Source organism: Pseudomonas sp. BN411, from assembly GCF_029871235.1.
Classification (GTDB): Bacteria; Pseudomonadota; Gammaproteobacteria; order Pseudomonadales; family Pseudomonadaceae; genus Metapseudomonas.
This window is the reverse complement of the sequence record NZ_SSOM01000036.1, coordinates 120669-144634: the sequence shown is the minus strand read 5'-3', so window position 1 is coordinate 144634 and position 23966 is coordinate 120669. Positions and strand designations below refer to the sequence as shown.

Sequence of the window (23966 nt, the reverse complement as noted above, 5' to 3'; positions counted from 1 at the left end):
GAACGTAACAAACCGCACGTCAACGTTGGCACCATCGGTCACGTTGACCATGGCAAGACCACTCTGACTGCTGCTCTGACCAAGGTCTGCTCCGAGACCTGGGGTGGTTCGGCTCGCGCTTTCGACCAGATCGACAACGCGCCGGAAGAGAAGGCTCGCGGTATCACCATCAACACCTCCCACGTTGAGTACGATTCCGCTGTTCGTCACTACGCTCACGTTGACTGCCCCGGTCACGCTGACTACGTGAAGAACATGATCACCGGTGCTGCGCAGATGGACGGCGCTATCCTGGTTTGCTCGGCTGCTGACGGCCCCATGCCGCAGACCCGCGAGCACATCCTGCTGTCCCGTCAGGTAGGCGTTCCTTACATCGTCGTGTTCCTGAACAAGGCCGACATGGTTGACGACGCCGAGCTGCTGGAACTGGTCGAAATGGAAGTTCGTGACCTGCTGAACACCTACGACTTCCCGGGCGACGACACTCCGATCATCATCGGTTCCGCTCTGATGGCCCTGGAAGGCAAGGACGACAACGAAATTGGCGTTTCCGCCGTTCGTAAGCTGGTTGAGACCCTGGACTCCTACATTCCGGAGCCGGTGCGTGCCATCGATCAGCCGTTCCTGCTGCCGATCGAAGACGTGTTCTCCATTTCCGGCCGCGGTACCGTGGTTACCGGTCGTGTTGAGCGCGGTATCGTCAAGGTTCAGGAAGAAGTCGAGATCGTCGGCATTCGTGCGACCACCAAAACCACCTGCACCGGCGTTGAAATGTTCCGTAAGCTGCTCGACGAAGGTCGTGCCGGTGAGAACGTTGGCGTCCTGCTGCGCGGCACCAAGCGTGACGACGTAGAGCGTGGTCAGGTTCTGGCCAAGCCGGGCACCATCAAGCCGCACACCAAGTTCGAGTGCGAAGTGTACGTGCTGTCCAAGGAAGAAGGCGGTCGTCACACCCCGTTCTTCAAGGGCTACCGTCCGCAGTTCTACTTCCGTACCACTGACGTGACCGGTAACTGCGAACTGCCGGAAGGCGTAGAGATGGTAATGCCGGGCGACAACATCAAGATGGTTGTCACCCTGATCGCTCCGATCGCCATGGAAGATGGCCTGCGCTTCGCGATCCGCGAAGGCGGCCGTACCGTTGGCGCCGGCGTTGTAGCCAAGATCATCGAGTAATCGAAGGTCTCGCTAAGAGAAGAGGGCCCTTCGGGGCCCTTTTCTTTTGCCTGGTCAAAAGTTGACACCCCTTCGGGGCATCCGTACAATCACGCCTCCTTTTAACGGGCGTAGTCCGTCCGTTGGGGAAAGCAGAGATAGAGTCTGAGGTCAAAATGCAAAACCAACAAATCCGTATTCGGTTGAAGGCTTTTGACCATCGCCTGATCGATCAATCCACCCAGGAAATCGTGGAAACCGCGAAACGTACTGGTGCTCAGGTGCGTGGTCCTATTCCTCTGCCTACTCGCAAAGAGCGGTACACCGTTCTGATCTCCCCGCACGTCAACAAAGACGCGCGCGATCAGTACGAAATTCGTACCCACAAGCGTGTTCTGGACATCGTCCAGCCGACGGATAAAACCGTCGATGCGCTGATGAAGCTCGACCTTGCGGCAGGCGTGGAAGTGCAGATCAGCCTCGGCTAATAACCTTCGGGTTTTAGTCGTGTAACGCTCTGAAATGGGCGGCCATAGCGGGTGAAAGCCCCGTACACTCATGAGGTTTACAACATGACTATTGGTGTAGTCGGTCGTAAGTGCGGCATGACCCGCATTTTCACCGAAGAAGGTGTCTCCATTCCGGTTACGGTCATTGAGATCGAGCCGAATCGCGTGACCCAGTTCAAAAACGAAGAAAGCGATGGCTATCGCGCCGTACAGGTAACTGTCGGTGAGCGTCGTGCCTCTCGCGTGACCAAGGCGCAAGCCGGTCACTTCGCCAAGGCAAGCGTGGCTGCTGGTCGCGGTGTCTGGGAATTCCGTCTTGAAGAAGGCGAGTACCAGGCTGGCGATCAACTGACTGCTGAGCTGTTCCAAGCTGGTCAACTGGTAGATGTTACCGGTCAGTCCAAGGGTAAAGGCTATGCCGGTACCATCAAGCGCTGGAACTTCCGTGGTCAGGACAACACCCACGGTAACTCCGTTTCCCACCGCGCCCCGGGTTCTATTGGCCAGTGCCAGACTCCTGGTCGTGTCTTCAAGGGCAAGAAGATGTCCGGTCACCTCGGTGCCGAGCGTGTGACTGTTCAGTCCCTGGAAGTTGTGCGTGTCGATGCAGAACGCAATCTGCTGCTGGTCAAAGGTGCCGTTCCCGGCGCTACCGGTGGTGATGTGGTTGTGCGTCCGGCAGCCAAGGCTCGCGGTTAAGAGGGGAAGCTGAGATGCAACTGAATGTAAATGGCGCTCAGGCTATCGAAGTCTCCGAGCGTACTTTTGGCGGTGAGTTCAACGAAACCCTGGTTCACCAGGCTGTTGTTGCCTATATGGCCGGTGGCCGTCAGGGCACTCGCGCGCAGAAGACCCGTTCCGAAGTTTCCGGTGGTGGCAAGAAGCCGTGGCGTCAGAAGGGCACTGGTCGTGCTCGTGCTGGCACCATTCGCAGCCCCATCTGGCGCTCCGGTGGTACCACCTTTGCTGCCAAGCCTCAGGATCACTCCCAGAAGCTCAACAAGAAGATGTATCGCGCTGCGCTGCGTTCCATCCTCGCTGAGCTGGTTCGTCAGGACCGTCTGGTCGTGGTTGAGGACTTCGCTGTTGAGGCCCCGAAAACCAAAACTCTGCTGGGCAAGCTGAATGGCCTGGGTCTGACCGACGTGCTGATCGTTTCCGAAGGCGTTGATCAGAACCTGTATCTGGCCGCTCGCAACCTGCCGCACGTTGATGTTCGTGACGTCCAGGGTTCTGATCCGGTCAGCCTGATCGCCTACGACAAGGTGCTGATCACCGTGTCCGCCGTGAAGAAATTCGAGGAGCTGCTGGCATGAACCAGGAACGCGTATTCAAGGTGCTGGTTGGTCCGCACGTCTCCGAGAAGGCCACCATGCTGGCAGACAGCAAGGGCCAGTTCGTTTTCAAGGTTGCCACCGATGCAACCAAGCTGGAAATCAAGAAGGCCGTTGAAAGCCTGTTCAGCGTGAAGGTCGCTCGTGTCACCACCCTTAATGTAAAGGGCAAGACCAAGCGTACCGTTCGTGGTCTGGGCAAGCGTAACGACTGGAAGAAGGCGTACATCGCACTTCAGCCGGGCCAAGATCTCGATTTCGCCAGCAGCGCTGAGTAAAGGGGTGCATCATGGCAATCGTTAAATGCAAGCCGACCTCCGCTGGCCGCCGTTTCGTGGTCAAGGTGGTCAACCAGGAGCTGCACAAAGGCGCTCCCTACGCACCGCTGGTCGAGAAAAAATCGAAATCCGGTGGTCGTAACAACAACGGCCGCATCACCACTCGCCACATCGGCGGTGGTCACAAGCAGCACTACCGTCTGGTCGACTTCCGTCGCAACAAGGATGGCATTCCTGCCATCGTTGAGCGTATCGAATACGACCCGAACCGTACTGCTCACATCGCTCTGCTGAAGTACGCCGATGGCGAGCGTCGCTACATCATCGCGCCGAAAGGCGTGAGCGCTGGCGACCAGCTGATCTCGGGCGTCAATGCACCGATCAAGGCCGGTAACGCCCTGCCGCTGCGCAACATTCCGGTTGGTAGCACCGTTCACGGTATCGAACTGAAGCCCGGCAAAGGCGCGCAAATCGCCCGTTCAGCTGGTGCCTCCGTTCAGCTGGTTGCTCGTGAAGGCGCCTACGTGACCCTGCGTCTGCGCTCCGGCGAAATGCGCAAAGTCCTGGCTGAGTGCCGTGCGACCCTGGGCGAAGTCTCGAACTCCGAGCACAGCCTGCGTTCGCTGGGTAAAGCTGGTGCCAAGCGCTGGCGTGGTGTTCGCCCGACCGTTCGCGGCGTGGCGATGAACCCGGTAGACCACCCGCATGGTGGTGGTGAAGGTCGTACCTCTGGTGGCCGTCATCCGGTGTCTCCGTGGGGCTTCCCGACCAAGGGTGCGAAGACCCGCGCGAACAAGCGCACCGACAACATGATCGTCCGTCGCCGTAAATAACTGAGGATACGACAGTGCCGCGTTCTCTGAAAAAAGGTCCTTTTATCGATCTTCACCTACTGAAGAAGATCGAAGTGGCGGTGGAAAAGAACGATCGCAAGCCGGTGAAAACCTGGTCGCGTCGCTCCATCGTACTGCCGCAGATGGTCGGTCTGACCATCGCTGTTCATAACGGTCGTCAACACGTCCCGGTTCTCGTGAACGAAGACATGGTCGGCCACAAACTCGGCGAGTTCGCTGCTACCCGCACCTATCGCGGTCATGCTGCGGACAAGAAAGCCAAGCGTTAAGGGGTAAGGAACGATGGAAGTAGCCGCTAAGCTGTCGGGCGCTCGAATCTCCGCCCAGAAAGCCCGCTTGGTCGCCGACCAGATCCGCGGGAAGAAGGTGGGCGAAGCGCTCAACCTGCTGACCTTCAGCAGCAAGAAAGCCGCTGAAATCATGAAGAAAGTGCTGGAGTCGGCCGTGGCCAACGCTGAGCACAACGAAGGCGCAGACGTGGATGACCTGAAGGTTTCCACCGTTTTCGTCAACGAAGGGCGTTCGCTGAAGCGCATCATGCCGCGTGCCAAAGGCCGTGCTGATCGCATCGTCAAGCGGTCTTGCCATATCACTGTCAAGGTTGCGGACAAGTAACGGAGTCGATCAGATGGGTCAGAAAGTACATCCCACTGGCATTCGCCTGGGTATCGTCAAGGAGCACACCTCCGTTTGGTACGCAGATAAGCGCACTTATGCCGATTATCTGTTTGCCGATCTGAAGGTGCGTGAGTACCTCCAAGACAAACTAAAAAGCGCGTCCGTAAGCCGTATCGATATTCATCGTCCGGCTCAAACCGCACGCATCACCATCCACACCGCTCGTCCCGGCATCGTGATCGGCAAGAAAGGTGAAGATGTTGAGAAGCTGCGCCAGGACCTGACCAAGCAAATGGGTGTGCCTGTGCACATCAACATCGAAGAGATCCGCAAGCCGGAGCTCGACGGTATGCTGGTTGCGCAGAGCGTAGCTCAGCAGCTGGAGCGTCGCGTAATGTTCCGTCGCGCCATGAAGCGCGCTGTACAGAACGCCATGCGTATTGGTGCCAAGGGCATCAAGATTCAGGTAAGCGGTCGTCTGGGTGGCGCTGAAATCGCCCGTACCGAGTGGTATCGCGAAGGTCGTGTGCCCCTGCACACCCTGCGCGCCGACATTGACTACGCAACCTACGAAGCGCACACCACCTACGGTGTGATCGGTGTGAAGGTTTGGATCTTCAAGGGTGAGGTCATTGGTGGCCGCCAGGAAGAGCTGAAGCCGGTAGCGCCCGCTCCTCGTAAAAAAGCTGCTAAGTAAGGGGTACGCCAAATGCTGCAACCAAAGCGTACGAAGTTCCGCAAGCAGATGACCGGCCACAACCGTGGTCTGGCTCAGCGCGGTAGCAAGGTCAGCTTCGGCGAGTTCGCGCTGAAGGCTACTGGCCGTGGTCGTCTCACTGCCCGCCAGATTGAGGCTGCACGTCGTGCCCTCACCCGTCACGTGAAACGTGGCGGCAAGATCTGGATCCGTGTGTTCCCGGACAAGCCCGTTACCAAGAAGCCCCTGGAAGTACGTATGGGTAAAGGTAAGGGTGGCGTCGAGTACTGGGTAGCCCAGATTCAACCGGGCAAGGTCCTGTACGAGATCGAGGGTGTTTCCGAAGAGCTGGCGCGTGAGGCATTCGCCCTGGCCGCTGCAAAGCTGCCGCTCGCCACCTCCTTTGTTAAGCGGACGGTGATGTGATGAAAGCGAATGAACTTCGTGAAAAATCCGTACAGCAGCTGAACGAGCAACTGCTCGGCCTGCTGCGCGACCAGTTCAATCTGCGTATGCAGAAGGCAACTGGCCAGTTGGGGCAGTCTCACCTGCTCTCGCAAGTGAAGCGCGACATCGCTCGCGTGAAAACTGTGCTCAACCAGCAAGCAGGTAAGTAATCATGGCTGAAGCTCAGAAAACCGTCCGCACGCTGACCGGCCGCGTCGTCAGCGACAAGATGGACAAGACCATCACCGTTCTGATCGAGCGCCGCGTAAAGCACCCGATTTACGGTAAATACGTGAAGCGTTCGACCAAGCTGCACGCCCACGACGAAACCAACCAGTGCCGCATCGGCGACAAGGTCACCATTCGTGAGACCCGTCCGCTGGCCAAGACCAAATCCTGGTCCCTGGTGGAAGTCGTCGAACGTGCCGTGGAAGTCTAAGGACTAAGGGTCGGAGAAAGATATGATTCAGACTCAATCCATGCTCGACGTCGCTGACAACAGCGGTGCTCGTCGCGTTATGTGCATCAAGGTCCTTGGTGGTTCGCACCGTCGCTACGCCGGCATCGGCGACATCATCAAAGTGACCGTGAAAGAAGCGATTCCGCGTGGCAAGGTGAAGAAAGGCCAGGTAATGACCGCTGTTGTGGTCCGTACCAAGCACGGCGTTCGTCGCCCTGACGGCTCGATCATCCGCTTCGACGGCAACGCCGCCGTCCTGCTGAACAACAAGCAGGAGCCGATCGGCACCCGTATCTTCGGGCCCGTGACCCGTGAACTGCGTTCCGAGAAGTTCATGAAGATCGTCTCGCTCGCCCCCGAAGTGCTGTAAGGAGAAGCCGTCATGCAAAAGATTCGTCGTGACGACGAGATCATCGTCATCGCCGGCAAGGACAAGGGCAAGCGTGGCAAGGTGCTCAAGGTTCTCGCTGACAGCCGTGTGCTGGTCAGTGGTGTAAACCTGATCAAGCGCCACACCAAGCCCAACCCCATGGCCGGTGTCCAGGGCGGTATCGTCGAGCGAGAGGCGCCTCTGCACCTCTCCAACGTGGCCATCTTCAATGGCGAAACCAACAAGGCTGATCGCGTTGGTTTCAAAGTTGAAGACGGTAAGAAAATTCGTGTCTTCAAGTCGACCCAAAAACCGGTTGATGCTTGAGAACTGCTAGGTAGATAACCATGGCACGACTGAAAGAGATTTACCGGAAAGAAATCGCGCCGAAGCTGAAGGAACAACTTCAGCTTGCGAACGTGATGGAAGTTCCGCGCATCACCAAAATCACCCTGAACATGGGTCTGGGCGAAGCGATCGGTGACAAGAAAATCATCGAAAACGCTGTAGCTGACCTGGAAAAGATCACTGGCCAGAAAGCCGTCGTGACCTACGCCCGCAAGTCCATTGCAGGCTTCAAGGTTCGTGAAGGTTGGCCGATCGGCGTCAAGGTCACCCTGCGCCGTGATCGCATGTACGAGTTCCTGGATCGTCTGCTGGCCATCTCCCTGCCGCGCGTGCGTGACTTCCGCGGCCTGAATGCCAAGTCCTTCGACGGTCGTGGCAACTACAGCATGGGTGTGAAAGAGCAGATCATCTTCCCGGAAATCGATTACGACAAAATCGATGCGCTGCGCGGTCTGGATATCACCCTGACCACCACCGCCCGTACGGATGACGAAGGTCGTGCTCTGCTGCGCGCCTTCAACTTCCCGTTCCGCAACTGATTGGAGTAGGAATATGGCCAAACAGAGCATGAAAAACCGCGAGCTGAAGCGTCAGCAGACGGTTGCTAAGTACGCTAAGAAGCGCGCTGAGCTGAAAGCTACCATTGCCAACCCGAACTCCACTCCGGAAGCTCGTTGGGAAGCCCAGGTAGCCCTGCAGAAGCAGCCGCGTGACGCCAGCGCCTCGCGCCTGCGTAACCGCTGCCGCATCACCGGTCGTCCGCACGGCGTTTACCGCAAGTTCGGCCTAGGCCGTAACAAGCTGCGTGAAGCTGCCATGCGCGGTGATGTACCCGGCCTGGTGAAAGCCAGCTGGTAATGATCGTCGGTTAGGCCGACCCTCCGGTCGGCCCAGCCCAGGTCATCTGAATCAAGCCCCCTTTGGGGCTTGATTCGTTTCTGGAGTATCTCTAGAATGTCCGGCTCGCCGAGTCTGGCCAAAATCCGTCCAGTGCTCGCGTGTGACACTAGCCGCAAGGCTATTTCTTTTTGTATCAGGAGCATCTAGCCCATGAGTATGCAGGACCCGTTAGCGGACATGCTAACTCGTATCCGTAATGCCCAGATGGCTGAAAAGTCTGTCGTAAGCATGCCGTCCTCCAAACTGAAGGTGGCAGTAGCCAGCGTTCTGAAGAACGAGGGTTACATCACGGGATACCAAGTCAGCAGCGACATCAAGCCTCTGCTGTCCATCGAGCTGAAGTACTTCGAAGGCCGTCCGGTAATCGAAGAGCTGAAGCGCGTAAGCCGTCCTGGTCTGCGCCAGTACAAATCCGTCGATCAGCTGCCGAAAGTACGTGGCGGTCTGGGCGTATCGATCGTTTCCACCAACAAAGGTGTGATGACTGATCGTGCTGCCCGCGCTGCTGGTGTTGGCGGCGAAGTGCTTTGCACTGTGTTCTAAGGGGGGTTGAAAGCATGTCTCGCGTTGCTAAGAACCCCGTCAAGCTGCCCGCTGGCGTAGAAGTCAAGATCGCCGGTCAGCAGCTCTCGGTGAAGGGTGCCAAAGGCGCTCTCGAACTGAAAGTGCATCCGTCTGTGGAAGTTCTGGAAGAATCCGGTGAGCTGCGTTTCGCTGCTCGCAACGGTGATCAGCAGAACCGCGCCATGGCCGGTACCACCCGTGCGCTGGTTAATAACATGGTGATCGGCGTCAGCCAGGGCTTCGAGCGCAAGCTCCAGCTGGTCGGCGTTGGTTACAAAGCTCAGGCCAAAGGTCAAACGCTGTCCCTGGCTCTCGGCTTCTCGCATCCGGTGGATTACGAACTGCCGCAAGGCATCACCGCTGAAACCCCCAGCCAGACCGATATCCTGATCAAGGGCATCGACAAGCAGCTGGTTGGTCAAGTGGCCGCTGAGATCCGCGACTTCCGTCCGCCGGAGCCTTACAAAGGCAAGGGTGTACGTTACGCGGACGAAGTCGTCCGTCGTAAAGAAGCTAAGAAGAAGTAGGGCATAGCAAATGAGCGTAAAGAAAGAAACTCGTCTGCGTCGCGCTCGCAAGGCACGCCTGAAAATGCGCGAGCTGGAAGCCGTACGCCTCTGCGTGTACCGCTCTTCCCAGCACATCTACGCCCAGGTCATTTCGGCCGACGGCGCCAAGGTCCTGGCCAGCGCCTCGACCCTGGACAAAGAACTGCGTGACGGCGCCACTGGCAACGTCGACGCGGCCAAGAAGGTTGGTCAGCTGGTTGCCGAGCGTGCTAAGGCCGCTGGCGTCACTCAGGTGGCATTCGATCGTTCTGGCTTCAAGTACCACGGCCGCGTCAAGGCGCTGGCTGATGCTGCTCGTGAAGGCGGGCTGGAGTTCTAAGTTATGGCAAATAACGAGCAAAAGCGCGACGAAGGCTACATCGAGAAGCTGGTTCAGGTTAACCGCGTTGCCAAGACCGTAAAAGGTGGTCGTATCTTCACCTTCACCGCACTGACTGTGGTTGGTGATGGCAAAGGTCGTGTTGGCTTCGGTCGTGGCAAGTCCCGCGAAGTGCCTGCTGCGATCCAGAAGGCGATGGAAGCTGCCCGCCGCAACATGATCCAGGTTGATCTGGATGGCACCACCCTGCAGTACCCGATCAAGTCCGCCCATGGCGCCTCCAAGGTGTTCATGCAGCCGGCTTCCGAAGGTACCGGTATCATCGCCGGCGGCGCCATGCGTGCCGTTCTGGAAGTGGCCGGTGTGCAGAACGTTCTGGCCAAGTGCTACGGTTCCACCAATCCGGTGAACGTGGTTTACGCCACCTTCAAGGGTCTGAAGAACATGCAGTCCCCTGAGTCCGTTGCGGCCAAGCGTGGTAAGAGCGTCGAGGAGATTCTCTAATCATGGCAACTGTCAAAGTGACGCTGGTCAAGAGCGTTAACGGCCGTCTGGCTAACCACAAGGCTTGCGTCAAAGGTCTCGGCCTGCGTCGCATTGGTCACACCGTAGAAGTTCAGGACACTCCTGAAAACCGCGGCATGATCAACAAGGCTTACTACCTTCTGCGTGTCGAGGGTTAATCCATGAAACTGAACGATCTGCGTTCCGCGCCGGGTGCCCGTCGCGAAAAGCACCGTCCGGGCCGTGGCATCGGTAGCGGTTTGGGTAAGACTGGTGGCCGTGGTCACAAAGGTCAGACCTCCCGCTCCGGTGGCACCATTGCTCCGGGCTTTGAAGGCGGTCAGCAGCCGCTGCACCGTCGTCTGCCGAAGTTCGGCTTCGTCTCCCTGAAGGCTATGGATCGCGCAGAAGTGCGTACTTCCGAGCTGGCCAAGGTCGAAGGCGACGTCATCACTCTGCAGGCGCTGAAGGATGCCAACGTGATTAACCAGAACGTACAGCGTGTGAAAATCATGCTGTCCGGCGACGTTACTCGCGCGGTCACCCTGAAAGGTATCGCCGCCACCAAGGGTGCGCGTGCGGCTATCGAAGCAGCTGGCGGTAAGTTCGAGGACTAAATGGCTAAGCAAGGTGCTCTCTCCGCGCTCAGCAATGGCGGGTTGTCCGAGCTCTGGGCTCGACTGCGTTTCCTGTTCCTGGCGATCATCGTCTACCGGATCGGTGCGCACATCCCAGTGCCCGGTATCAACCCTGACCGGCTGGCCGAGCTGTTCCGGCAGAACGAGGGGACCATTCTTAGCCTGTTCAACATGTTCTCTGGCGGCGCGCTGGAGCGGATGAGCATCTTTGCACTGGGGATCATGCCGTACATCTCGGCGTCGATCATCATGCAGCTCATGACCGCGATCAGTCCGCAGCTAGAGCAGTTGAAGAAGGAAGGTGAAGCTGGCCGTCGCAAGATCAGCCAGTACACCCGCTACGGCACTGTAGCCCTGGCATTGGTCCAGGCCATCGGCATGTCCGTTGGTCTGGCCAGTCAAGGCGTCGCTTTCTCGTCTGATTTCGGCTTCTACTTCGTGGCTGTCACCACCTTCGTGGCTGGTGCGATGTTCATGATGTGGCTGGGCGAGCAGATCACTGAGCGCGGTGTCGGCAACGGTATCTCGATGCTGATTTTTGCTGGCATCGTGGCCGGTCTGCCGAGGGCGATCGGGCAGTCTTTCGAGTCTGCACGTCAGGGCGATATCAACATCTTCGCTCTGGTCGCCATCGGGTTGTTGGCAGTAGCGATCATCGGTTTTGTGGTGTTCATTGAGCGTGGTCAGCGTCGCATCGCGGTGCACTACGCCAAGCGTCAGCAGGGCCGCAAGGTCTTCGCTGCGCAGACCAGCCACCTGCCGTTGAAGGTGAACATGGCCGGCGTTATCCCGGCTATTTTCGCCAGCAGCATCCTGCTGTTCCCGGCCTCTCTGGGCGCCTGGTTCGGTCAGTCCGAAAGCATGGGCTGGCTGCAGGACGTCGCACAGGCTATCGCTCCTGGTCAGCCGTTGAACATTTTGCTGTTTAGTGCAGGGATCGTATTCTTCTGCTTCTTCTACACAGCTCTGATGTTCAATCCGAAAGACGTGGCGGAGAACCTGAAGAAGTCCGGTGCCTTTATCCCGGGTATCCGACCGGGCGAGCAGTCGGCGCGCTATATCGATGGCGTACTGACCCGCTTGACCATGTTCGGTGCTCTGTACATGACGGCTGTTTGCCTGCTGCCCCAGTTCCTGGTGGTAGCAGCGAATGTACCGTTCTACCTTGGCGGGACCTCGTTGCTGATCGTGGTAGTGGTTGTTATGGACTTTATGGCCCAAGTACAATCCCACCTCGTTTCGCACCAGTACGAATCCCTGATGAAGAAAGCCAACCTGAAGGGCTACGGCAGCGGCATGCTCCGCTGACCCGGTTCCGTAAGGTTCTAGGAGTTACTGATGAAAGTTCGTGCATCGGTGAAAAAGCTGTGCCGCAACTGCAAGATCGTTCGTCGCGACGGTGTCGTTCGCGTGATCTGCAGCGCGGAACCGCGTCACAAGCAGCGCCAAGGCTGAGTGTGATTCACGCGTTATGAACCCGGCAGCTAGTGCGCTGCCGGGTTGATTATTCGTTTCTACAGCGCTAATATCTCGCGCCCTTTTCTTGGCTTCCGGGGCGTAGGTAGCTGTCAACTGGAGTTTCACTGAATGGCCCGTATTGCAGGCGTCAACATTCCAGATAACAAGCACACTGTTATCTCGCTGACCTACATCTACGGTGTTGGTCGCACCACTGCGCAGAAAATCTGCGCTGTCACCGGCGTAAACCCGGCGGCAAAGATCAAGGATCTCTCTGACGAGCAGATCGAACAGCTGCGTGGCGAAGTCGCGAAGCTCACCACTGAAGGTGACCTGCGTCGCGAAATCAACATGAACATCAAGCGTCTGATGGATCTGGGCTGCTACCGCGGTCTGCGTCATCGTCGCGGTCTGCCTGTTCATGGCCAGCGCACCAAGACCAACGCGCGTACCCGTAAGGGCCCGCGTAAGCCGATCCGCAAGTAATTGCGCCCGCGAATCGACAGGAATTAAGTCATGGCTAAGCCTGCTGCTCGTCCTCGTAAGAAAATCAAAAAGACAGTGGTGGATGGGATCGCCCATATCCACGCTTCTTTCAACAATACCATCGTTACCATCACTGATCGTCAGGGCAACGCTCTGTCCTGGGCGACCTCCGGTGGTTCCGGTTTCCGCGGCTCCCGTAAGAGCACCCCGTTCGCTGCCCAGGTTGCAGCCGAGCGCGCCGGTCAGGCTGCTCTGGAATACGGCCTGAAGAACCTCGACGTGAACGTCAAGGGCCCGGGTCCGGGTCGCGAATCCGCTGTGCGTGCACTGAACGCCTGCGGCTATAAGATCGCCAGCATCACCGACGTGACGCCTATCCCGCACAACGGGTGCCGTCCGCCGAAGAAGCGTCGCGTGTAAAAGGAGACAGTGAGAAATGGCTCGTTACATTGGTCCCAAGTGCAAACTGTCCCGTCGTGAAGGTACCGACCTCTTCCTGAAGAGTGGTGCTCGCGCGCTCGAATCCAAGTGCAACATCGAATCCGCTCCTGGTCAGCATGGCGCCCGTCGTGGCCGTCTCTCCGACTACGGCACCCAGCTGCGCGAAAAGCAGAAAGTACGCCGCATCTACGGTGTTCTGGAGCGTCAGTTCGGTAACTACTACAAAGAAGCTGCTGCCCGCAAAGGCGCTACCGGCGAAAACCTGCTGCAACTCCTCGAGTGCCGCCTGGACAACGTCGTGTACCGCATGGGCTTCGGCGCTACTCGTTCCGAGTCCCGTCAGCTGGTTTCCCACAAGGCCATCAGCGTGAACGGTCAGACCGTGAACGTTCCGTCCTACCAGGTCAAAGCTGGTGACGTGGTTGCCGTTCGCGAGAAGTCGAAGAACCAACTGCGTATCGTCCAGGCCCTCGAACTGTGCGCCCAGCGTGGCCGCGTGGAGTGGGTCGAGGTCGACGCAGACAAGAAGTCCGGCGTGTTCAAGAGCGTGCCGGCTCGCAGCGATCTGTCCGCCGACATCAACGAAAACCTGATTGTCGAGCTCTACTCCAAGTAAGGGCTAGAAAATAGGTGCATCCATGCAGAGTTCGGTAAATGAGTTCCTGACCCCCCGCCACATTGATGTGCAGGTGGTCAGTCCGACCCGCGCCAAGATCACGCTCGAGCCTCTCGAGCGTGGTTTCGGCCATACCCTGGGCAACGCGCTGCGTCGCATCCTGTTGTCCTCCATGCCTGGCTGTGCAGTAGTCGAGGCCGAAATCGACGGCGTACTCCATGAGTACAGTGCCATCGAGGGTGTTCAGGAAGATGTCATCGAGATCCTCCTGAACCTCAAAGGCCTGGCTATCAAGCTGCACGGCCGTGACGAAGTAACGCTGAACCTTTCGAAGAAAGGCTCGGGCGTGGTCACTGCTGCCGATATTCAGCTGGATCATGATGTCGAAATCGTCAACGGCGACCACGTGATCGCCAACCTGGCGGAAAACGGCGTCCTGAACATGAAGCTCAAGGTGTCCCGCGGCCGTGGCTATGAGCCCGCCGACGCGCGCCAGAGCGACGAAGACGAGAGCCGCAGCATCGGTCGTCTGCAGCTCGACGCCTCGTTCAGTCCCGTCCGCCGTGTTGCATACGTGGTTGAAAACGCCCGTGTGGAGCAGCGCACCAACCTGGACAAGCTGGTCATCGATCTGGAAACCAACGGCACCCTGGACCCTGAAGAGGCCATCCGTCGTGCCGCTACCATCCTGCAACACCAACTGGCTGCGTTCGTCGACCTGAAGGGCGACAGCGAGCCGGTCGTGGTTGAGCAGGAAGACGAGATCGATCCGATCCTGCTTCGTCCGGTTGATGACCTCGAGCTGACCGTACGTTCGGCCAACTGCCTGAAGGCGGAGAACATCTACTACATCGGTGACCTGATTCAGCGCACCGAAGTAGAGCTGTTGAAGACTCCGAACCTGGGCAAGAAGTCCCTGACCGAGATCAAGGACGTCCTGGCCTCCCGTGGTCTGTCCCTCGGCATGCGCCTCGACAACTGGCCGCCGGCAAGTCTCAAGAAGGACGACAAGGCGACTGCCTGATCGTCCGTAATCACCGAACGTAGAAGTTTGGTAAGGAATTGAACCATGCGTCATCGTAAAAGTGGCCGTCACCTCAGCCGCACCAGCGCACACCGCAAGGCCATGTTCCAGAACATGGCGGTGTCGCTGTTCGAGCACGAACTGATCAAAACCACCCTGCCGAAAGCCAAGGAACTGCGCCGCGTTGCCGAGCCGCTGATCACCCTGGCCAAGGAAGACAGCGTTGCCAACCGTCGTCTCGCTTTCGACCGTACCCGTTCGAAAGCTGCCGTAGGCAAACTGTTCAACGATCTGGGCAAGCGCTACGCCAACCGTCAGGGCGGCTACCTGCGCATCCTGAAGTGCGGTTTCCGCGCTGGCGACAACGCTCCCATGGCTTACGTCGAGCTGGTTGACCGTCCGGTCGCTGGTGAAGTCGAAGCTGCTGCCGAGTAAGTCGGTCGTTGCATGAAAAACCGGGCCTTGTGCCCGGTTTTTTTATGCCTGTTCAATTAGCTGATATCTATCGATTGGTTGATCTTAATAAATTGGAGCCAATTTCTGGCTGAATCGATACTCCTGCTCATCCGGTCACGCCGGAATCAAAAGAGCCCATAAGGAGAAGTTGCATGAGCCAGAAGCCGATTCTCACCACGACCGCCGGTAATCCGGTTGCGGATAACCAGAATTCCCTCAGTGCCGGGCCGCGCGGGCCGCTGTTGCTTCAGGACTACCACCTGATCGAGAAGCTGGCCCACCAAAACCGCGAGCGCATTCCGGAGCGCGTTGTGCACGCCAAAGGCTGGGGCGCCTACGGCACGTTGACCATCACGAACGACATTACCCGCTACAGCAAGGCTTCGGTGTTCTCCGAGGTTGGCAAGAAGACCCAGGTGCTCGCGCGCTTCTCCACCGTCGCCGGTGAGCTCGGAGCGGCCGATGCCGAGCGCGATGTGCGCGGCTTCGCCCTGAAGTTCTATACCGAGCAAGGCAACTGGGATGTGGTGGGCAACAACACCCCCATTTTCTTCATCCGCGACCCGCTCAAATTCCCCGACTTCATTCACACCCAGAAGCGCCATCCGAAGACCAACCTGCGCTCCAGCACCGCGGCCTGGGATTTCTGGTCGCTGTCTCCGGAAAGCCTGCACCAGGTGACGATCCTGATGTCGGACCGCGGACTGCCCACCGACGTGCGCCATATCAACGGGTACGGTTCGCACACCTACAGCTTCATCAACGCAGCCAACGAGCGCTTCTGGGTCAAGTTCCACTTCAAGACGCTGCAGGGCCACAAGCACTGGACCAACGACGAGGCCGCTGAAGTGGTTGGTCGGAGTCGTGAAACCACGCAGGAGGACCTGTTCTACAGCATCGAGAACGGCGATTTCCCGAAGTGGCGCTTCTGCATCCAGATCATGACTGAGGAGCAGGCCCGCAACACCCGCTATAACCCGTTCGACCTGACCAAGGTCTGGCCCCATGGGGAGTTCCCGCTGATCGAAGTGGGCATCCTGGAGCTGAATCGCAACGCGGAAAATTACTTCGCCGAGATCGAACAGGCTGCCTTCTCGCCCTCCAACGTCGTGCCTGGCATTGGCCATTCGCCCGACAAGATGCTCCAGGCTCGCGTATTCAGCTACGCCGATGCGCATCGCTACCGCCTGGGTACCCATTACGAGGCGCTGCCGGTGAACGCGCCGAAATGCCCTGTCCACCACTATCACAAGGACGGTGCGATGCGTTTCTTCGCCGGCAGCCAGCACCCGGACGCCTACTACGAGCCAAACTCGTTTGGTGGCCCGGCGCAGGCTACGGAGTATGCCGAGCCGGCATTGGCAATCGATGGCGCTGCCGATCGCTATGACCACCGCGATGGCAATGACGATTACAGCCAGCCGCGCGCTTTGTTCCAGTTGTTCGATGAAGGACAGCGGCAGCGGCTGTTCGCGAATATCGCCGGGTCCATGGCGGGCGTGCCTCAGTTCATCATCGACCGCCAACTGGCGCACTTCGACAAGGTTCACCCGGACTACGGCAACGGAGTTCGCGCGGCTCTGGCAGCCGGCAACTGATCGGTATCTCTCCCTGAATGAAAAAGGCCGGGCATTACTGCCCGGCCTTTTTTCGTCGCGTCGCCTGGATCAGGCCCGATCGCGCTCCAGCAACGGCTTGAGGAAGCGGCCGGTGTGGGATTGCGGCATTTCCGCGACGTCCTCCGGCGTACCGGTGGCGATGATCTGGCCACCCTTGGAACCGCCTTCCGGCCCAAGGTCCACCAGCCAGTCGGCGGTCTTGATCACGTCCAGGTTGTGCTCGATGACCACGACCGTATTGCCGTGGTCACGCAGGCGATGCAGCACGTCCAGCAGTTGCTGGATATCCGCGAAGTGCAGGCCGGTGGTGGGCTCGTCGAGGATGTACAGCGTCTTGCCGGTATCGCGCTTGGACAGCTCGCGGGACAGCTTGACCCGCTGCGCCTCGCCGCCGGATAGCGTGGTCGCACTCTGCCCGAGCTTGATGTACGACAGGCCGACGTCCATCAGCGTCTGCAGCTTGCGGGCGATGGCCGGGACGGCGTCGAAGAACTCGCGCGCGTCCTCGATGGTCATGTCCAGCACCTCGGTGATGCTCTTGCCCTTGTAGCGGACTTCCAGGGTTTCGCGGTTGTAGCGCTTGCCCTTGCAGACGTCGCAGGGAACATAGATGTCCGGCAGGAAGTGCATCTCCACCTTGATCACACCGTCGCCCTGGCAGGCCTCGCAGCGGCCGCCCTTCACGTTGAAGGAGAAACGCCCTGGGCCGTAGCCACGGGAACGGGACTCCGGCACACCGGCGAACAGCTCGCGGATCGGCGTGAACAGGCCGGTGTAGGTGGCCGGGTTGGAACGCGGCGTCCGGCCGATGGGGCTCTGGTCGATGTCCACCACCTTGTCCAGGTGCTGCAGGCCATCGAAGCTATCGTGGGACGAAGCCTCCAGCGAGGTGGCACCATTCAGCGCGGTGGCGGTGATGGGGAACAGGGTGTTGTTGATCAGGGTCGACTTGCCCGAGCCGGATACGCCGGTCACGCAGGTCAGCAGGCCCACCGGAATCTCCAGGTTCACCTGCTGCAGGTTGTTGCCGCTGGCGCCCTTGAGCTTGAGGGACTTCTTCTTGTCGCGGGGGGTACGGTTGGCCGGCACTTCGATCTTCACCCGCCCGGACAGGTACTTGCCGGTCAGCGAGTTCGGGTGAGCCATGACCTCATCCGGAGTGCCCTCGGCGACGATCTGGCCGCCGTGCACGCCGGCGCCTGGGCCGATGTCCACCACATAGTCGGCGAGGCGGATCGCATCCTCGTCGTGCTCGACCACGATCACCGTATTGCCCAAGTTGCGCAGGTGGGTGAGGGTGGCCAGCAGGCGCTCGTTGTCGCGCTGGTGGAGGCCGATGGAGGGCTCATCGAGGATGTACATCACCCCCACGAGGCCGGCGCCGATCTGGCTGGCCAGGCGAATGCGCTGGGCCTCGCCGCCGGAGAGGGTATCCGCGCTGCGATCCAGGGTGAGGTAGTCGAGGCCCACGTTGACCAGGAACTGAAGGCGCTCGCGGATTTCCTTGAGGATCTTCTCGGCAATCTCGCCACGTCGGCCGGTCAGGCTCAGGACGCCGAAGTAGTCGGCCGCTTCGCCCACCGGAAGGCTAGTGACCGCCGGCAGGGTCTTGTCGCCAACCCAGACATGGCGTGCCTCGCGGCGCAGGCGCGTGCCACGGCAGTCGGGGCAGGGCTGGGTGCTGAGGAACTTGGCCAGCTCTTCGCGCACAGTCGCCGATTCGGTTTCGCGGTAGCGGCGTTCCAGGTTCGGGATGATTCCCTCGAACGGGTGGGAGCGCTTGACGATATCGCCGCGGTCGTTGAGGTAGCGGAAGTCGACATCCTCGCGGCCGCTACCGAAGAGGATCACTTTCTGGTGCTCGGCGGAGAGCTGGTCGAAGGGCTTCTCCAGACTGAAGCCGTAATGTGCGGCCAGGGAGCCGAGCATCTGGAAGTAGTAGACGTTGCGCCGGTCCCAGCCGCGGATGGCGCCCTCGGCCAGGGTCAGCTCGCCATTGACCAGGCGTTTGGCGTCGAAGAACTGCTTCACGCCCAGGCCGTCGCAGGTGGGGCAGGCACCAGCCGGGTTGTTGAAGGAGAACAGCTTGGGCTCAAGCTCGCTGATGGAGTGGCCGCAATGGGGGCAGGCGAAGCGCGCGGAGAAGATGATCTCGTCGCCTTCCTCGTCGTCCATGGGCGCCACCAGGGCGATGCCGTCGGCCAGGTTGATGGCCGTTTCGAAGGATTCCGCTAGGCGCTGCTGCAGGTCGCCACGCACCTTGAAGCGGTCGACCACCACGTCGATGGAGTGCTTCTTCTGCTTGTCCAGCTTGGGCAGCTCATCCAGCTCGTACAGCTTGCCGTTCACGCGGGCACGCACGAAGCCCTGGGCGCGCAGTTCCTCGAACACGGCCAGGTGTTCGCCCTTGCGCTCGCGAACCACCGGGGCCAGCAGCATCAGCTTGCGGCCTTCGGGCAGGGCGAGCACCTGGTCGACCATTTGGCTGACCGTCTGGGCTTCCAGCGGCACATCGTGGTCCGGGCAGCGCGGCGTACCGACGCGGGCATAGAGCAGGCGCAGGTAGTCGTAGATCTCGGTGATGGTGCCGACGGTGGAGCGCGGGTTGTGGGAGGTGGACTTCTGCTCGATGGAAATCGCCGGCGACAGGCCTTCGATGGTGTCCACATCGGGCTTTTCCATCATCGACAGGAACTGCCGGGCATAGGCCGACAGGGACTCCACATAGCGGCGCTGGCCCTCGGCGTAGAGGGTATCGAAGGCCAGCGACGACTTGCCCGAACCGGACAGGCCGGTGATCACGATCAGCTTGTCGCGGGGCAGGGTGAGGTCGACGTTCTTCAGGTTATGGGTACGTGCCCCACGGATCAGGATCTTGTCCACAACGGCCTCACTTGGCGGGCGGAAACCCGCGATTATACGGCCCGCCGCTTGAACGCGGCAAAGCGTCACAAGCGTGTCGCAATTCGCCGGGACTGCTAGAATGCGCGGCATTTTTCAGGCACCGGCGACAGCCGGGCACCCAGGACGGGTGGCCAGCCAGACAGGGGCGCATGACGCAGCTCCCGATCGCTTTCCCTCGAGGCACCTATGCACGATTCCCACTCAGAACGCATGAGCGGCAGCGAAACGCGCGCAGCCAGCGGCCTGGCCCTGGTGTTTGCGTTCCGCATGCTCGGCATGTTCATGGTATTGCCAGTGCTGGCCACCTACGGCCAGGACCTTGCCGGCGCCACCCCGGCCCTGATCGGCCTGGCCATCGGCGCTTATGGTCTGACCCAGGCAGTACTGCAGATTCCCTTCGGCGTCATTTCCGACCGCATCGGCCGTCTGCCGGTGATCTACATTGGCCTGCTGATCTTCGCTGCCGGTGCAGCCCTGGCGGCCAATGCCGACTCCATCTGGGGCGTGATCGCTGGCCGCGTGCTGCAGGGCGCCGGCGCCATTTCCGCCGCAGTGATGGCCCTGCTGTCCGACCTCACCCGCGAACAGCACCGTACCAAGGCGATGGCCATGATCGGCATGAGCATCGGCGTGTCCTTCGCCGTTGCCATGGTGGTCGGGCCGCTGCTGACCCGTGCCTTCGGCCTGTCCGGGCTGTTCTGGGCCACCGCCGTCATGGCGCTGTTCGGCATCGTGATCATCGCCACCATGGTGCCGCGTGCCGCCCACCCGCTGCAGCACCGTGAGTCCGGCGTGGCGCGGCAGGCGCTGCTGCCCACCCTCCGGCACCCGGACCTGCTGCGCCTGGACTTCGGCATCCTCGCCCTGCACGCCGTCCTCATGGCCAGCTTCGTCGCGCTGCCACTGGCATTGGTTGAGAAAGCCGGCCTGCCCAAGGAAGAGCACTGGTGGGTTTACCTCACCGCGCTGCTGGTGGGTTTCTTCGGCATGGTTCCCTTCATCATCTACGGCGAAAAGAAGCGCCAGATGAAGCGTGTGCTGGTCGGTGCGGTCGCCGTGCTCTGTGCCTGCGAGCTGTTCTTCTGGCAGTTCGGCGACAGTCTGCGTGCGCTGGTGTTCGGCGCCATCGTCTTCTTCACCGCGTTCAACCTGTTGGAGGCGTCGCTGCCGTCGCTGATCAGCAAGGTGGCGCCGGCCGGCGGCAAGGGCACCGCCATGGGCGTGTACTCCACCAGCCAGTTCCTCGGAGCGGCTGTAGGGGGCATTTTCGGCGGCTGGCTGTTCCAGCACGGCGGCCTGTCGACGGTGTTCGTCGGTTGTGCGGTGGTCTGTGCGATTTGGTTGGCCATTGCTGTTACTATGCGTGAACCTCCGTACGTAACCAGCCTGCGCCTGCCGCTAGGCGCCGCCGCTGTAGCCGATAGCGGCCTGGTTGCGCGTTTGTTGGCACTGCCCGGAGTGGCGGATGCCGTCGTGGTGGCCGAAGAGGCGGCCATCTATATCAAAGTGGATTCTGAAAAACTGGACCGCACATCCCTGGAGCGCCTGATCGAATCGGGCCCGGAATGTGCTGAAGCCTAGGAGAACGTCATGGCCCGTGGGGTTAACAAAGTCATTCTGGTTGGTAACGTCGGTGGTGATCCGGAAACCCGCTATCTGCCCAACGGCAACGCGGTGACCAACATCACCCTGGCCACCAGCGAGTCCTGGAAGGACAAGCAGACCGGCCAGCAGCAGGAGCGTACCGAATGGCACCGCGTGGTGTTCTTCGGCCGTCTCGCCGAAATCGCCGGCGAATACCTGCGCAAGGGCTCGCAAGTCTACGTCGAAGGTGCCCTGCGCACCCGTGAGTGGGAAAAGGACGGCGTAAAGCGCTACACCACCGAGATCGTGGTCGACATCAACGGCCAGATGCAGCTGCTCGGCGGCCGTCCTGGCAGCGAAGGCGACGCCCCGCGCGCTCCGCGCCCGCAGCGTGAGCCGCAGCAGTCCGCCCCGCAGCAGCGCCCGGCTCCGCAACCCGCCGCTCAACCGGCTCCGGACTACGACAGCTTCGACGACGACATCCCGTTCTGAGTCGAATCGCGTAAGCGGAAAGACAAAGGCGCAGCCCTCGGGCTGCGCCTTTTTCGTTTCTGGAGCCGAGCGAGGGAACGGTAGATGAGTGTCATCGTACAACTCGCTGGGCTATGATGGACCCTCAGTTTTCACCGGAACCGACCTTCGTGATAGACAACCCAAGCACCCAGCCACGCCCGCGCCGCAAGCATCGCAGCCTGGCGCAGGAGTTGGTGAACGAGCTCTCCCAACAGATTCAGAATGGCGTGATCAAGCGGGGCGAAAAGCTGCCCACCGAGTCCGCCATCATGGAAGCCCAGGGAGTCAGCCGCACCGTGGTGCGCGAGGCTATCTCGCGGCTGCAGGCGTCGGGACTGGTGGAGACCCGCCACGGCATCGGCACCTTTGTGCTGGATACACCTAGCCCCATGGGGTTCCGTATCGATCCGGCGACCATCGTCACTCTGCGCGATGTCATGGCCATCCTCGAACTGCGCATCAGCCTGGAAGTGGAGTCCGCCGGGCTGGCCGCCCAGCGTCGTACGCCGGAGCAACTGGCGACGATGCGCGAAGCCCTGGACACCTTCCTCAAGGCCGCCCATGGCACCGACGCGGTGGCCTCGGACTTCCAGTTCCACCTGCAGATTGCACTGGCCACGGGCAATCGCTATTTCACCGACATCATGACCCACCTGGGCACCAGCATCATTCCGCGGACGCGGCTCAATTCGGCGCGTATCGCCCATGATGACCGGGAGCACTACCTCGCTCGCCTGAGTCGCGAACACGAGGACATCTACGAAGCCATCGCCCGTCAGGACAGCGACGCGGCCCGCGCGGCCATGCGCCTGCACCTGACCAACAGTCGCGAGCGGCTGCGCCAGGCGCACGAAGAAGCCGAGAAGGCCCGGCAGGGCTGAGGACATTCCGCGCAGAGCAAGGGCCGCATCGAGCGGCCCTTTTTATTTGGACGTCGAAGGTCTGGTGCGCCGCGCGCACCGGTGGTGGGACGTTGCCCGGTGCTGATCCAGCGGTGGTGCGCACAGCGCACCCTGCAGTCAGTCGTGCGCCCGGGGAAAAGGGCGCAACTTTTTTCCGTCGGGGAGTTGTCCTACAAGATTTGCTGTTATATGTTGTCGTACAACTGATTTGGATTGCCGCAGGGTCGAATGGCCTGGCCACAGATGGCCACCTGCGCAGTCGTCGATTCATCCGTATCCGGCATGCTCAAGGGCTAATGCCTTGATTTAGAGCATTTGTGCGGCAGGGAAGCGGGTAGGGCGCGTCACACCGAGATAGCGGGCGATGAGCGCACAGGAGGATGAACGGCGATTGGCAGTATCTTTAGTTGTACGATAACGTATCTCTCGGGCCGGTTTACCCCGGTCTTACTCAAACCGCTTCGCAGGGTGCTCGAATAATGAATCCACAAGAACTCAAGTCCATCCTCTCCTCCGGGCTGCTGTCCTTCCCCGTTACCGACTTCGACGCTGCCGGCAACTTCAACGCCGCAAGCTATGCCCGTCGCCTGGAATGGCTGGCTCCCTACGGTGCCTCGGCGCTTTTTGCCGCGGGCGGTACCGGCGAATTCTTCTCCCTGGCGCCGGATGAGTACTCCTCCGTCATCAAGACTGCCGTCGACACCTGCGCCGGTAGCGTCCCGATCCTCGCCGGCGTCGGCGGCCCGACCCGCCTGGCCATCCAGTACGCACAGGAGGCCGAGCGCCTCGGCGCCAAGGGCTTGCTGCTGCTGCCGCACTACCTGACCGAAGCCAGCCAGGAAGGTGTGGCCGCTCACGTCGAGCAAGTCTGCAAGTCGGTGAACATCGGTGTGGTGGTCTACAACCGCAACGTCTGCCGCCTGACCCCGGCCCTGCTGGAGCAACTGGCCGAGCGCTGCCCGAACCTGATTGGCTACAAGGACGGCCTGGGCGACATCGAGCTGATGGTTTCCATCCGCCGCCGCCTCGGCGACCGCTTCAGCTACCTGGGCGGCCTGCCCACCGCCGAAGTCTATGCCGCGGCCTACAAGGCCCTGGGCGTTCCGGTCTATTCCTCCGCCGTTTTCAACTTCATCCCGAAGACCGCGATGGACTTCTACAAGGCCGTCGCCGCTGACGACCACGAAACCGTGGGCAAACTGATCGACGACTTCTTCCTGCCGTACCTGGACATCCGTAACCGCCGCGCTGGCTATGCCGTGAGCATCGTCAAGGCCGGTGCGCGCATCGCCGGTTACGACGCAGGTCCCGTTCGCGCTCCGCTGACCGACCTGCTGCCCGACGAGTACGAGCGCCTCGCCGCGCTGATCGACGCCCAGGGCGCGCAGTGATCCGCAAC

General features: G+C 60.3%; 35 protein-coding genes. 34 read left to right on the top strand and 1 reads right to left on the bottom strand.

Features of this window, described 5'->3' with window-relative positions:
- From tuf to E8F06_RS04835, 30 genes are all read left to right on the top strand, one after another.
- Positions 1–1176, top strand: a 1176-nt coding sequence (tuf, locus tag E8F06_RS04980) for an elongation factor Tu (RefSeq protein ID WP_280364809.1), incomplete at its 5' end; no start/stop codon positions are given.
- 155 nt (positions 1177–1331) lie between these two features.
- Complete coding sequence (rpsJ, locus tag E8F06_RS04975; RefSeq protein WP_003243886.1) at positions 1332–1643, top strand: 30S ribosomal protein S10; 312 nt, start codon at positions 1332–1334, stop codon at positions 1641–1643.
- Positions 1644–1727: 84 nt separating this feature from the next.
- A complete protein-coding gene (rplC, locus tag E8F06_RS04970; protein ID WP_077525959.1) occupies positions 1728–2363 on the top strand; it encodes a 50S ribosomal protein L3 in 636 nt (211 codons plus the stop codon).
- A 14-nt stretch (positions 2364–2377) separates the two neighbouring features.
- Positions 2378–2980 carry a 50S ribosomal protein L4 gene (rplD, locus tag E8F06_RS04965; protein WP_190826497.1) on the top strand — a complete coding sequence of 201 codons (603 nt, stop codon included), beginning with the start codon at positions 2378–2380 and terminating at the stop codon, positions 2978–2980.
- Positions 2977–3276 carry a 50S ribosomal protein L23 gene (gene rplW / locus E8F06_RS04960; protein ID WP_028629287.1) on the top strand — a complete coding sequence of 100 codons (300 nt, stop codon included), beginning with the start codon at positions 2977–2979 and terminating at the stop codon, positions 3274–3276. Before rplD ends, rplW begins: the two co-directional genes overlap by 4 nt.
- Before the next feature lie 11 nt (positions 3277–3287).
- Positions 3288–4109: a 50S ribosomal protein L2 gene (gene rplB / locus E8F06_RS04955; protein ID WP_280364805.1), complete on the top strand. Its 822-nt coding sequence runs from the start codon at positions 3288–3290 to the stop codon at positions 4107–4109.
- A gap of 14 nt (positions 4110–4123) precedes the next feature.
- Positions 4124–4399: a 30S ribosomal protein S19 gene (gene rpsS, locus E8F06_RS04950; protein WP_016490535.1), complete on the top strand. Its 276-nt coding sequence runs from the start codon at positions 4124–4126 to the stop codon at positions 4397–4399.
- A 13-nt stretch (positions 4400–4412) separates the two neighbouring features.
- The gene (rplV, locus tag E8F06_RS04945) at positions 4413–4745 is read left to right on the top strand and encodes a 50S ribosomal protein L22 (RefSeq protein ID WP_007161246.1); all 333 of its coding nucleotides are present in this window, start codon (positions 4413–4415) and stop codon (positions 4743–4745) included.
- A 13-nt stretch (positions 4746–4758) separates the two neighbouring features.
- Positions 4759–5445, top strand: a complete 687-nt coding sequence (gene rpsC / locus E8F06_RS04940) for a 30S ribosomal protein S3 (RefSeq protein ID WP_028629286.1) — start codon at positions 4759–4761, stop codon at positions 5443–5445.
- A gap of 12 nt (positions 5446–5457) precedes the next feature.
- Positions 5458–5871: a 50S ribosomal protein L16 gene (gene rplP, locus E8F06_RS04935; RefSeq protein ID WP_016490537.1), complete on the top strand. Its 414-nt coding sequence runs from the start codon at positions 5458–5460 to the stop codon at positions 5869–5871.
- A complete protein-coding gene (gene rpmC, locus E8F06_RS04930) occupies positions 5871–6062 on the top strand; it encodes a 50S ribosomal protein L29 (RefSeq protein ID WP_016490538.1) in 192 nt (63 codons plus the stop codon). The genes rplP and rpmC overlap by 1 nt, the downstream gene beginning before the upstream one ends.
- A gap of 2 nt (positions 6063–6064) precedes the next feature.
- Positions 6065–6331, top strand: coding sequence for a 30S ribosomal protein S17 (gene rpsQ, locus E8F06_RS04925; RefSeq protein WP_003448733.1), 267 nt, complete (start codon positions 6065–6067; stop codon positions 6329–6331).
- 22 nt (positions 6332–6353) lie between these two features.
- On the top strand, positions 6354–6722 hold the full coding sequence (gene rplN / locus E8F06_RS04920) for a 50S ribosomal protein L14 (protein ID WP_003448734.1): 369 nt from the start codon (positions 6354–6356) through the stop codon (positions 6720–6722).
- Between the two features lie 12 nt (positions 6723–6734).
- The gene (gene rplX / locus E8F06_RS04915) at positions 6735–7049 is read left to right on the top strand and encodes a 50S ribosomal protein L24 (RefSeq protein ID WP_028629285.1); all 315 of its coding nucleotides are present in this window, start codon (positions 6735–6737) and stop codon (positions 7047–7049) included.
- A 20-nt stretch (positions 7050–7069) separates the two neighbouring features.
- Positions 7070–7609, top strand: coding sequence for a 50S ribosomal protein L5 (gene rplE / locus E8F06_RS04910; protein ID WP_151131575.1), 540 nt, complete (start codon positions 7070–7072; stop codon positions 7607–7609).
- Between the two features lie 13 nt (positions 7610–7622).
- On the top strand, positions 7623–7928 hold the full coding sequence (gene rpsN / locus E8F06_RS04905; RefSeq protein WP_028629283.1) for a 30S ribosomal protein S14: 306 nt from the start codon (positions 7623–7625) through the stop codon (positions 7926–7928).
- A gap of 192 nt (positions 7929–8120) precedes the next feature.
- Positions 8121–8513, top strand: coding sequence for a 30S ribosomal protein S8 (rpsH, locus tag E8F06_RS04900; protein WP_016490543.1), 393 nt, complete (start codon positions 8121–8123; stop codon positions 8511–8513).
- Between the two features lie 14 nt (positions 8514–8527).
- Entirely contained in the window at positions 8528–9061 is a 534-nt protein-coding gene (gene rplF, locus E8F06_RS04895; protein ID WP_028629281.1) for a 50S ribosomal protein L6, read from the top strand.
- Positions 9062–9071: 10 nt separating this feature from the next.
- A complete protein-coding gene (rplR, locus tag E8F06_RS04890) occupies positions 9072–9422 on the top strand; it encodes a 50S ribosomal protein L18 (protein WP_044872684.1) in 351 nt (116 codons plus the stop codon).
- Positions 9423–9425: 3 nt separating this feature from the next.
- Positions 9426–9926 carry a 30S ribosomal protein S5 gene (rpsE, locus tag E8F06_RS04885; protein WP_003448746.1) on the top strand — a complete coding sequence of 167 codons (501 nt, stop codon included), beginning with the start codon at positions 9426–9428 and terminating at the stop codon, positions 9924–9926.
- 2 nt (positions 9927–9928) lie between these two features.
- On the top strand, positions 9929–10105 hold the full coding sequence (gene rpmD / locus E8F06_RS04880) for a 50S ribosomal protein L30 (RefSeq protein ID WP_036991154.1): 177 nt from the start codon (positions 9929–9931) through the stop codon (positions 10103–10105).
- A gap of 3 nt (positions 10106–10108) precedes the next feature.
- Entirely contained in the window at positions 10109–10543 is a 435-nt protein-coding gene (gene rplO, locus E8F06_RS04875) for a 50S ribosomal protein L15 (protein WP_280364802.1), read from the top strand.
- Positions 10544–11872: a preprotein translocase subunit SecY gene (gene secY / locus E8F06_RS04870; protein ID WP_280364799.1), complete on the top strand. Its 1329-nt coding sequence runs from the start codon at positions 10544–10546 to the stop codon at positions 11870–11872.
- Positions 11873–11902: 30 nt separating this feature from the next.
- Entirely contained in the window at positions 11903–12019 is a 117-nt protein-coding gene (gene rpmJ, locus E8F06_RS04865) for a 50S ribosomal protein L36 (RefSeq protein WP_037025762.1), read from the top strand.
- Positions 12020–12151: 132 nt separating this feature from the next.
- Positions 12152–12508: a 30S ribosomal protein S13 gene (gene rpsM / locus E8F06_RS04860; protein WP_003448758.1), complete on the top strand. Its 357-nt coding sequence runs from the start codon at positions 12152–12154 to the stop codon at positions 12506–12508.
- Between the two features lie 30 nt (positions 12509–12538).
- Positions 12539–12928 carry a 30S ribosomal protein S11 gene (gene rpsK / locus E8F06_RS04855; protein WP_039806105.1) on the top strand — a complete coding sequence of 130 codons (390 nt, stop codon included), beginning with the start codon at positions 12539–12541 and terminating at the stop codon, positions 12926–12928.
- Positions 12929–12944: 16 nt separating this feature from the next.
- Complete coding sequence (gene rpsD / locus E8F06_RS04850) at positions 12945–13565, top strand: 30S ribosomal protein S4 (protein ID WP_151131580.1); 621 nt, start codon at positions 12945–12947, stop codon at positions 13563–13565.
- A 22-nt stretch (positions 13566–13587) separates the two neighbouring features.
- Complete coding sequence (gene rpoA / locus E8F06_RS04845; RefSeq protein ID WP_190826499.1) at positions 13588–14589, top strand: DNA-directed RNA polymerase subunit alpha; 1002 nt, start codon at positions 13588–13590, stop codon at positions 14587–14589.
- Positions 14590–14634: 45 nt separating this feature from the next.
- Positions 14635–15024, top strand: a complete 390-nt coding sequence (gene rplQ, locus E8F06_RS04840; protein ID WP_004419938.1) for a 50S ribosomal protein L17 — start codon at positions 14635–14637, stop codon at positions 15022–15024.
- Between the two features lie 173 nt (positions 15025–15197).
- Positions 15198–16643 (top strand): catalase, encoded by a 1446-nt coding sequence (locus E8F06_RS04835; RefSeq protein ID WP_280364794.1) that lies wholly within the window; start codon positions 15198–15200, stop codon positions 16641–16643.
- Between the two features lie 69 nt (positions 16644–16712).
- Here E8F06_RS04835 and uvrA read toward each other — a convergent pair whose 3' ends face one another.
- Complete coding sequence (uvrA, locus tag E8F06_RS04830) at positions 16713–19547, bottom strand: excinuclease ABC subunit UvrA (RefSeq protein ID WP_280364792.1); 2835 nt, start codon at positions 19545–19547, stop codon at positions 16713–16715.
- Between the two features lie 207 nt (positions 19548–19754).
- Here uvrA and E8F06_RS04825 point away from each other — a divergent pair, with 207 nt between their 5' ends.
- The 4 genes from E8F06_RS04825 to kdgD all read left to right on the top strand — a co-directional run bounded on the left by E8F06_RS04825 (position 19755) and on the right by kdgD (position 23958).
- Positions 19755–21149: an MFS transporter gene (locus tag E8F06_RS04825; RefSeq protein ID WP_280364790.1), complete on the top strand. Its 1395-nt coding sequence runs from the start codon at positions 19755–19757 to the stop codon at positions 21147–21149.
- Positions 21150–21158: 9 nt separating this feature from the next.
- Positions 21159–21644 carry a single-stranded DNA-binding protein gene (locus tag E8F06_RS04820; protein WP_190826507.1) on the top strand — a complete coding sequence of 162 codons (486 nt, stop codon included), beginning with the start codon at positions 21159–21161 and terminating at the stop codon, positions 21642–21644.
- A 152-nt stretch (positions 21645–21796) separates the two neighbouring features.
- Complete coding sequence (locus E8F06_RS04815) at positions 21797–22546, top strand: FadR/GntR family transcriptional regulator (RefSeq protein WP_280364811.1); 750 nt, start codon at positions 21797–21799, stop codon at positions 22544–22546.
- A gap of 500 nt (positions 22547–23046) precedes the next feature.
- Positions 23047–23958 (top strand): 5-dehydro-4-deoxyglucarate dehydratase, encoded by a 912-nt coding sequence (gene kdgD, locus E8F06_RS04810; protein WP_280364787.1) that lies wholly within the window; start codon positions 23047–23049, stop codon positions 23956–23958.
- The last annotated feature ends 8 nt before the right edge of the window (positions 23959–23966 follow it).

Coding starts and splice junctions, on each gene's coding strand:
- rpsJ (WP_003243886.1), top strand. CDS start 1,332: ATGCAAAACCAACAAATCCGTATTCGGTTGAAGGCTTTTGACCATCGC.
- rplC (WP_077525959.1), top strand. CDS start 1,728: ATGACTATTGGTGTAGTCGGTCGTAAGTGCGGCATGACCCGCATTTTC.
- rplD (WP_190826497.1), top strand. CDS start 2,378: ATGCAACTGAATGTAAATGGCGCTCAGGCTATCGAAGTCTCCGAGCGT.
- rplW (WP_028629287.1), top strand. CDS start 2,977: ATGAACCAGGAACGCGTATTCAAGGTGCTGGTTGGTCCGCACGTCTCC.
- rplB (WP_280364805.1), top strand. CDS start 3,288: ATGGCAATCGTTAAATGCAAGCCGACCTCCGCTGGCCGCCGTTTCGTG.
- rplV (WP_007161246.1), top strand. CDS start 4,413: ATGGAAGTAGCCGCTAAGCTGTCGGGCGCTCGAATCTCCGCCCAGAAA.
- rpsC (WP_028629286.1), top strand. CDS start 4,759: ATGGGTCAGAAAGTACATCCCACTGGCATTCGCCTGGGTATCGTCAAG.
- rplP (WP_016490537.1), top strand. CDS start 5,458: ATGCTGCAACCAAAGCGTACGAAGTTCCGCAAGCAGATGACCGGCCAC.
- rpmC (WP_016490538.1), top strand. CDS start 5,871: ATGAAAGCGAATGAACTTCGTGAAAAATCCGTACAGCAGCTGAACGAG.
- rpsQ (WP_003448733.1), top strand. CDS start 6,065: ATGGCTGAAGCTCAGAAAACCGTCCGCACGCTGACCGGCCGCGTCGTC.
- rplN (WP_003448734.1), top strand. CDS start 6,354: ATGATTCAGACTCAATCCATGCTCGACGTCGCTGACAACAGCGGTGCT.
- rplX (WP_028629285.1), top strand. CDS start 6,735: ATGCAAAAGATTCGTCGTGACGACGAGATCATCGTCATCGCCGGCAAG.
- rplE (WP_151131575.1), top strand. CDS start 7,070: ATGGCACGACTGAAAGAGATTTACCGGAAAGAAATCGCGCCGAAGCTG.
- rpsN (WP_028629283.1), top strand. CDS start 7,623: ATGGCCAAACAGAGCATGAAAAACCGCGAGCTGAAGCGTCAGCAGACG.
- rpsH (WP_016490543.1), top strand. CDS start 8,121: ATGAGTATGCAGGACCCGTTAGCGGACATGCTAACTCGTATCCGTAAT.
- rplF (WP_028629281.1), top strand. CDS start 8,528: ATGTCTCGCGTTGCTAAGAACCCCGTCAAGCTGCCCGCTGGCGTAGAA.
- rplR (WP_044872684.1), top strand. CDS start 9,072: ATGAGCGTAAAGAAAGAAACTCGTCTGCGTCGCGCTCGCAAGGCACGC.
- rpsE (WP_003448746.1), top strand. CDS start 9,426: ATGGCAAATAACGAGCAAAAGCGCGACGAAGGCTACATCGAGAAGCTG.
- rpmD (WP_036991154.1), top strand. CDS start 9,929: ATGGCAACTGTCAAAGTGACGCTGGTCAAGAGCGTTAACGGCCGTCTG.
- rplO (WP_280364802.1), top strand. CDS start 10,109: ATGAAACTGAACGATCTGCGTTCCGCGCCGGGTGCCCGTCGCGAAAAG.
- secY (WP_280364799.1), top strand. CDS start 10,544: ATGGCTAAGCAAGGTGCTCTCTCCGCGCTCAGCAATGGCGGGTTGTCC.
- rpmJ (WP_037025762.1), top strand. CDS start 11,903: ATGAAAGTTCGTGCATCGGTGAAAAAGCTGTGCCGCAACTGCAAGATC.
- rpsM (WP_003448758.1), top strand. CDS start 12,152: ATGGCCCGTATTGCAGGCGTCAACATTCCAGATAACAAGCACACTGTT.
- rpsK (WP_039806105.1), top strand. CDS start 12,539: ATGGCTAAGCCTGCTGCTCGTCCTCGTAAGAAAATCAAAAAGACAGTG.
- rpsD (WP_151131580.1), top strand. CDS start 12,945: ATGGCTCGTTACATTGGTCCCAAGTGCAAACTGTCCCGTCGTGAAGGT.
- rpoA (WP_190826499.1), top strand. CDS start 13,588: ATGCAGAGTTCGGTAAATGAGTTCCTGACCCCCCGCCACATTGATGTG.
- rplQ (WP_004419938.1), top strand. CDS start 14,635: ATGCGTCATCGTAAAAGTGGCCGTCACCTCAGCCGCACCAGCGCACAC.
- E8F06_RS04835 (WP_280364794.1), top strand. CDS start 15,198: ATGAGCCAGAAGCCGATTCTCACCACGACCGCCGGTAATCCGGTTGCG.
- E8F06_RS04825 (WP_280364790.1), top strand. CDS start 19,755: ATGCACGATTCCCACTCAGAACGCATGAGCGGCAGCGAAACGCGCGCA.
- E8F06_RS04820 (WP_190826507.1), top strand. CDS start 21,159: ATGGCCCGTGGGGTTAACAAAGTCATTCTGGTTGGTAACGTCGGTGGT.
- kdgD (WP_280364787.1), top strand. CDS start 23,047: ATGAATCCACAAGAACTCAAGTCCATCCTCTCCTCCGGGCTGCTGTCC.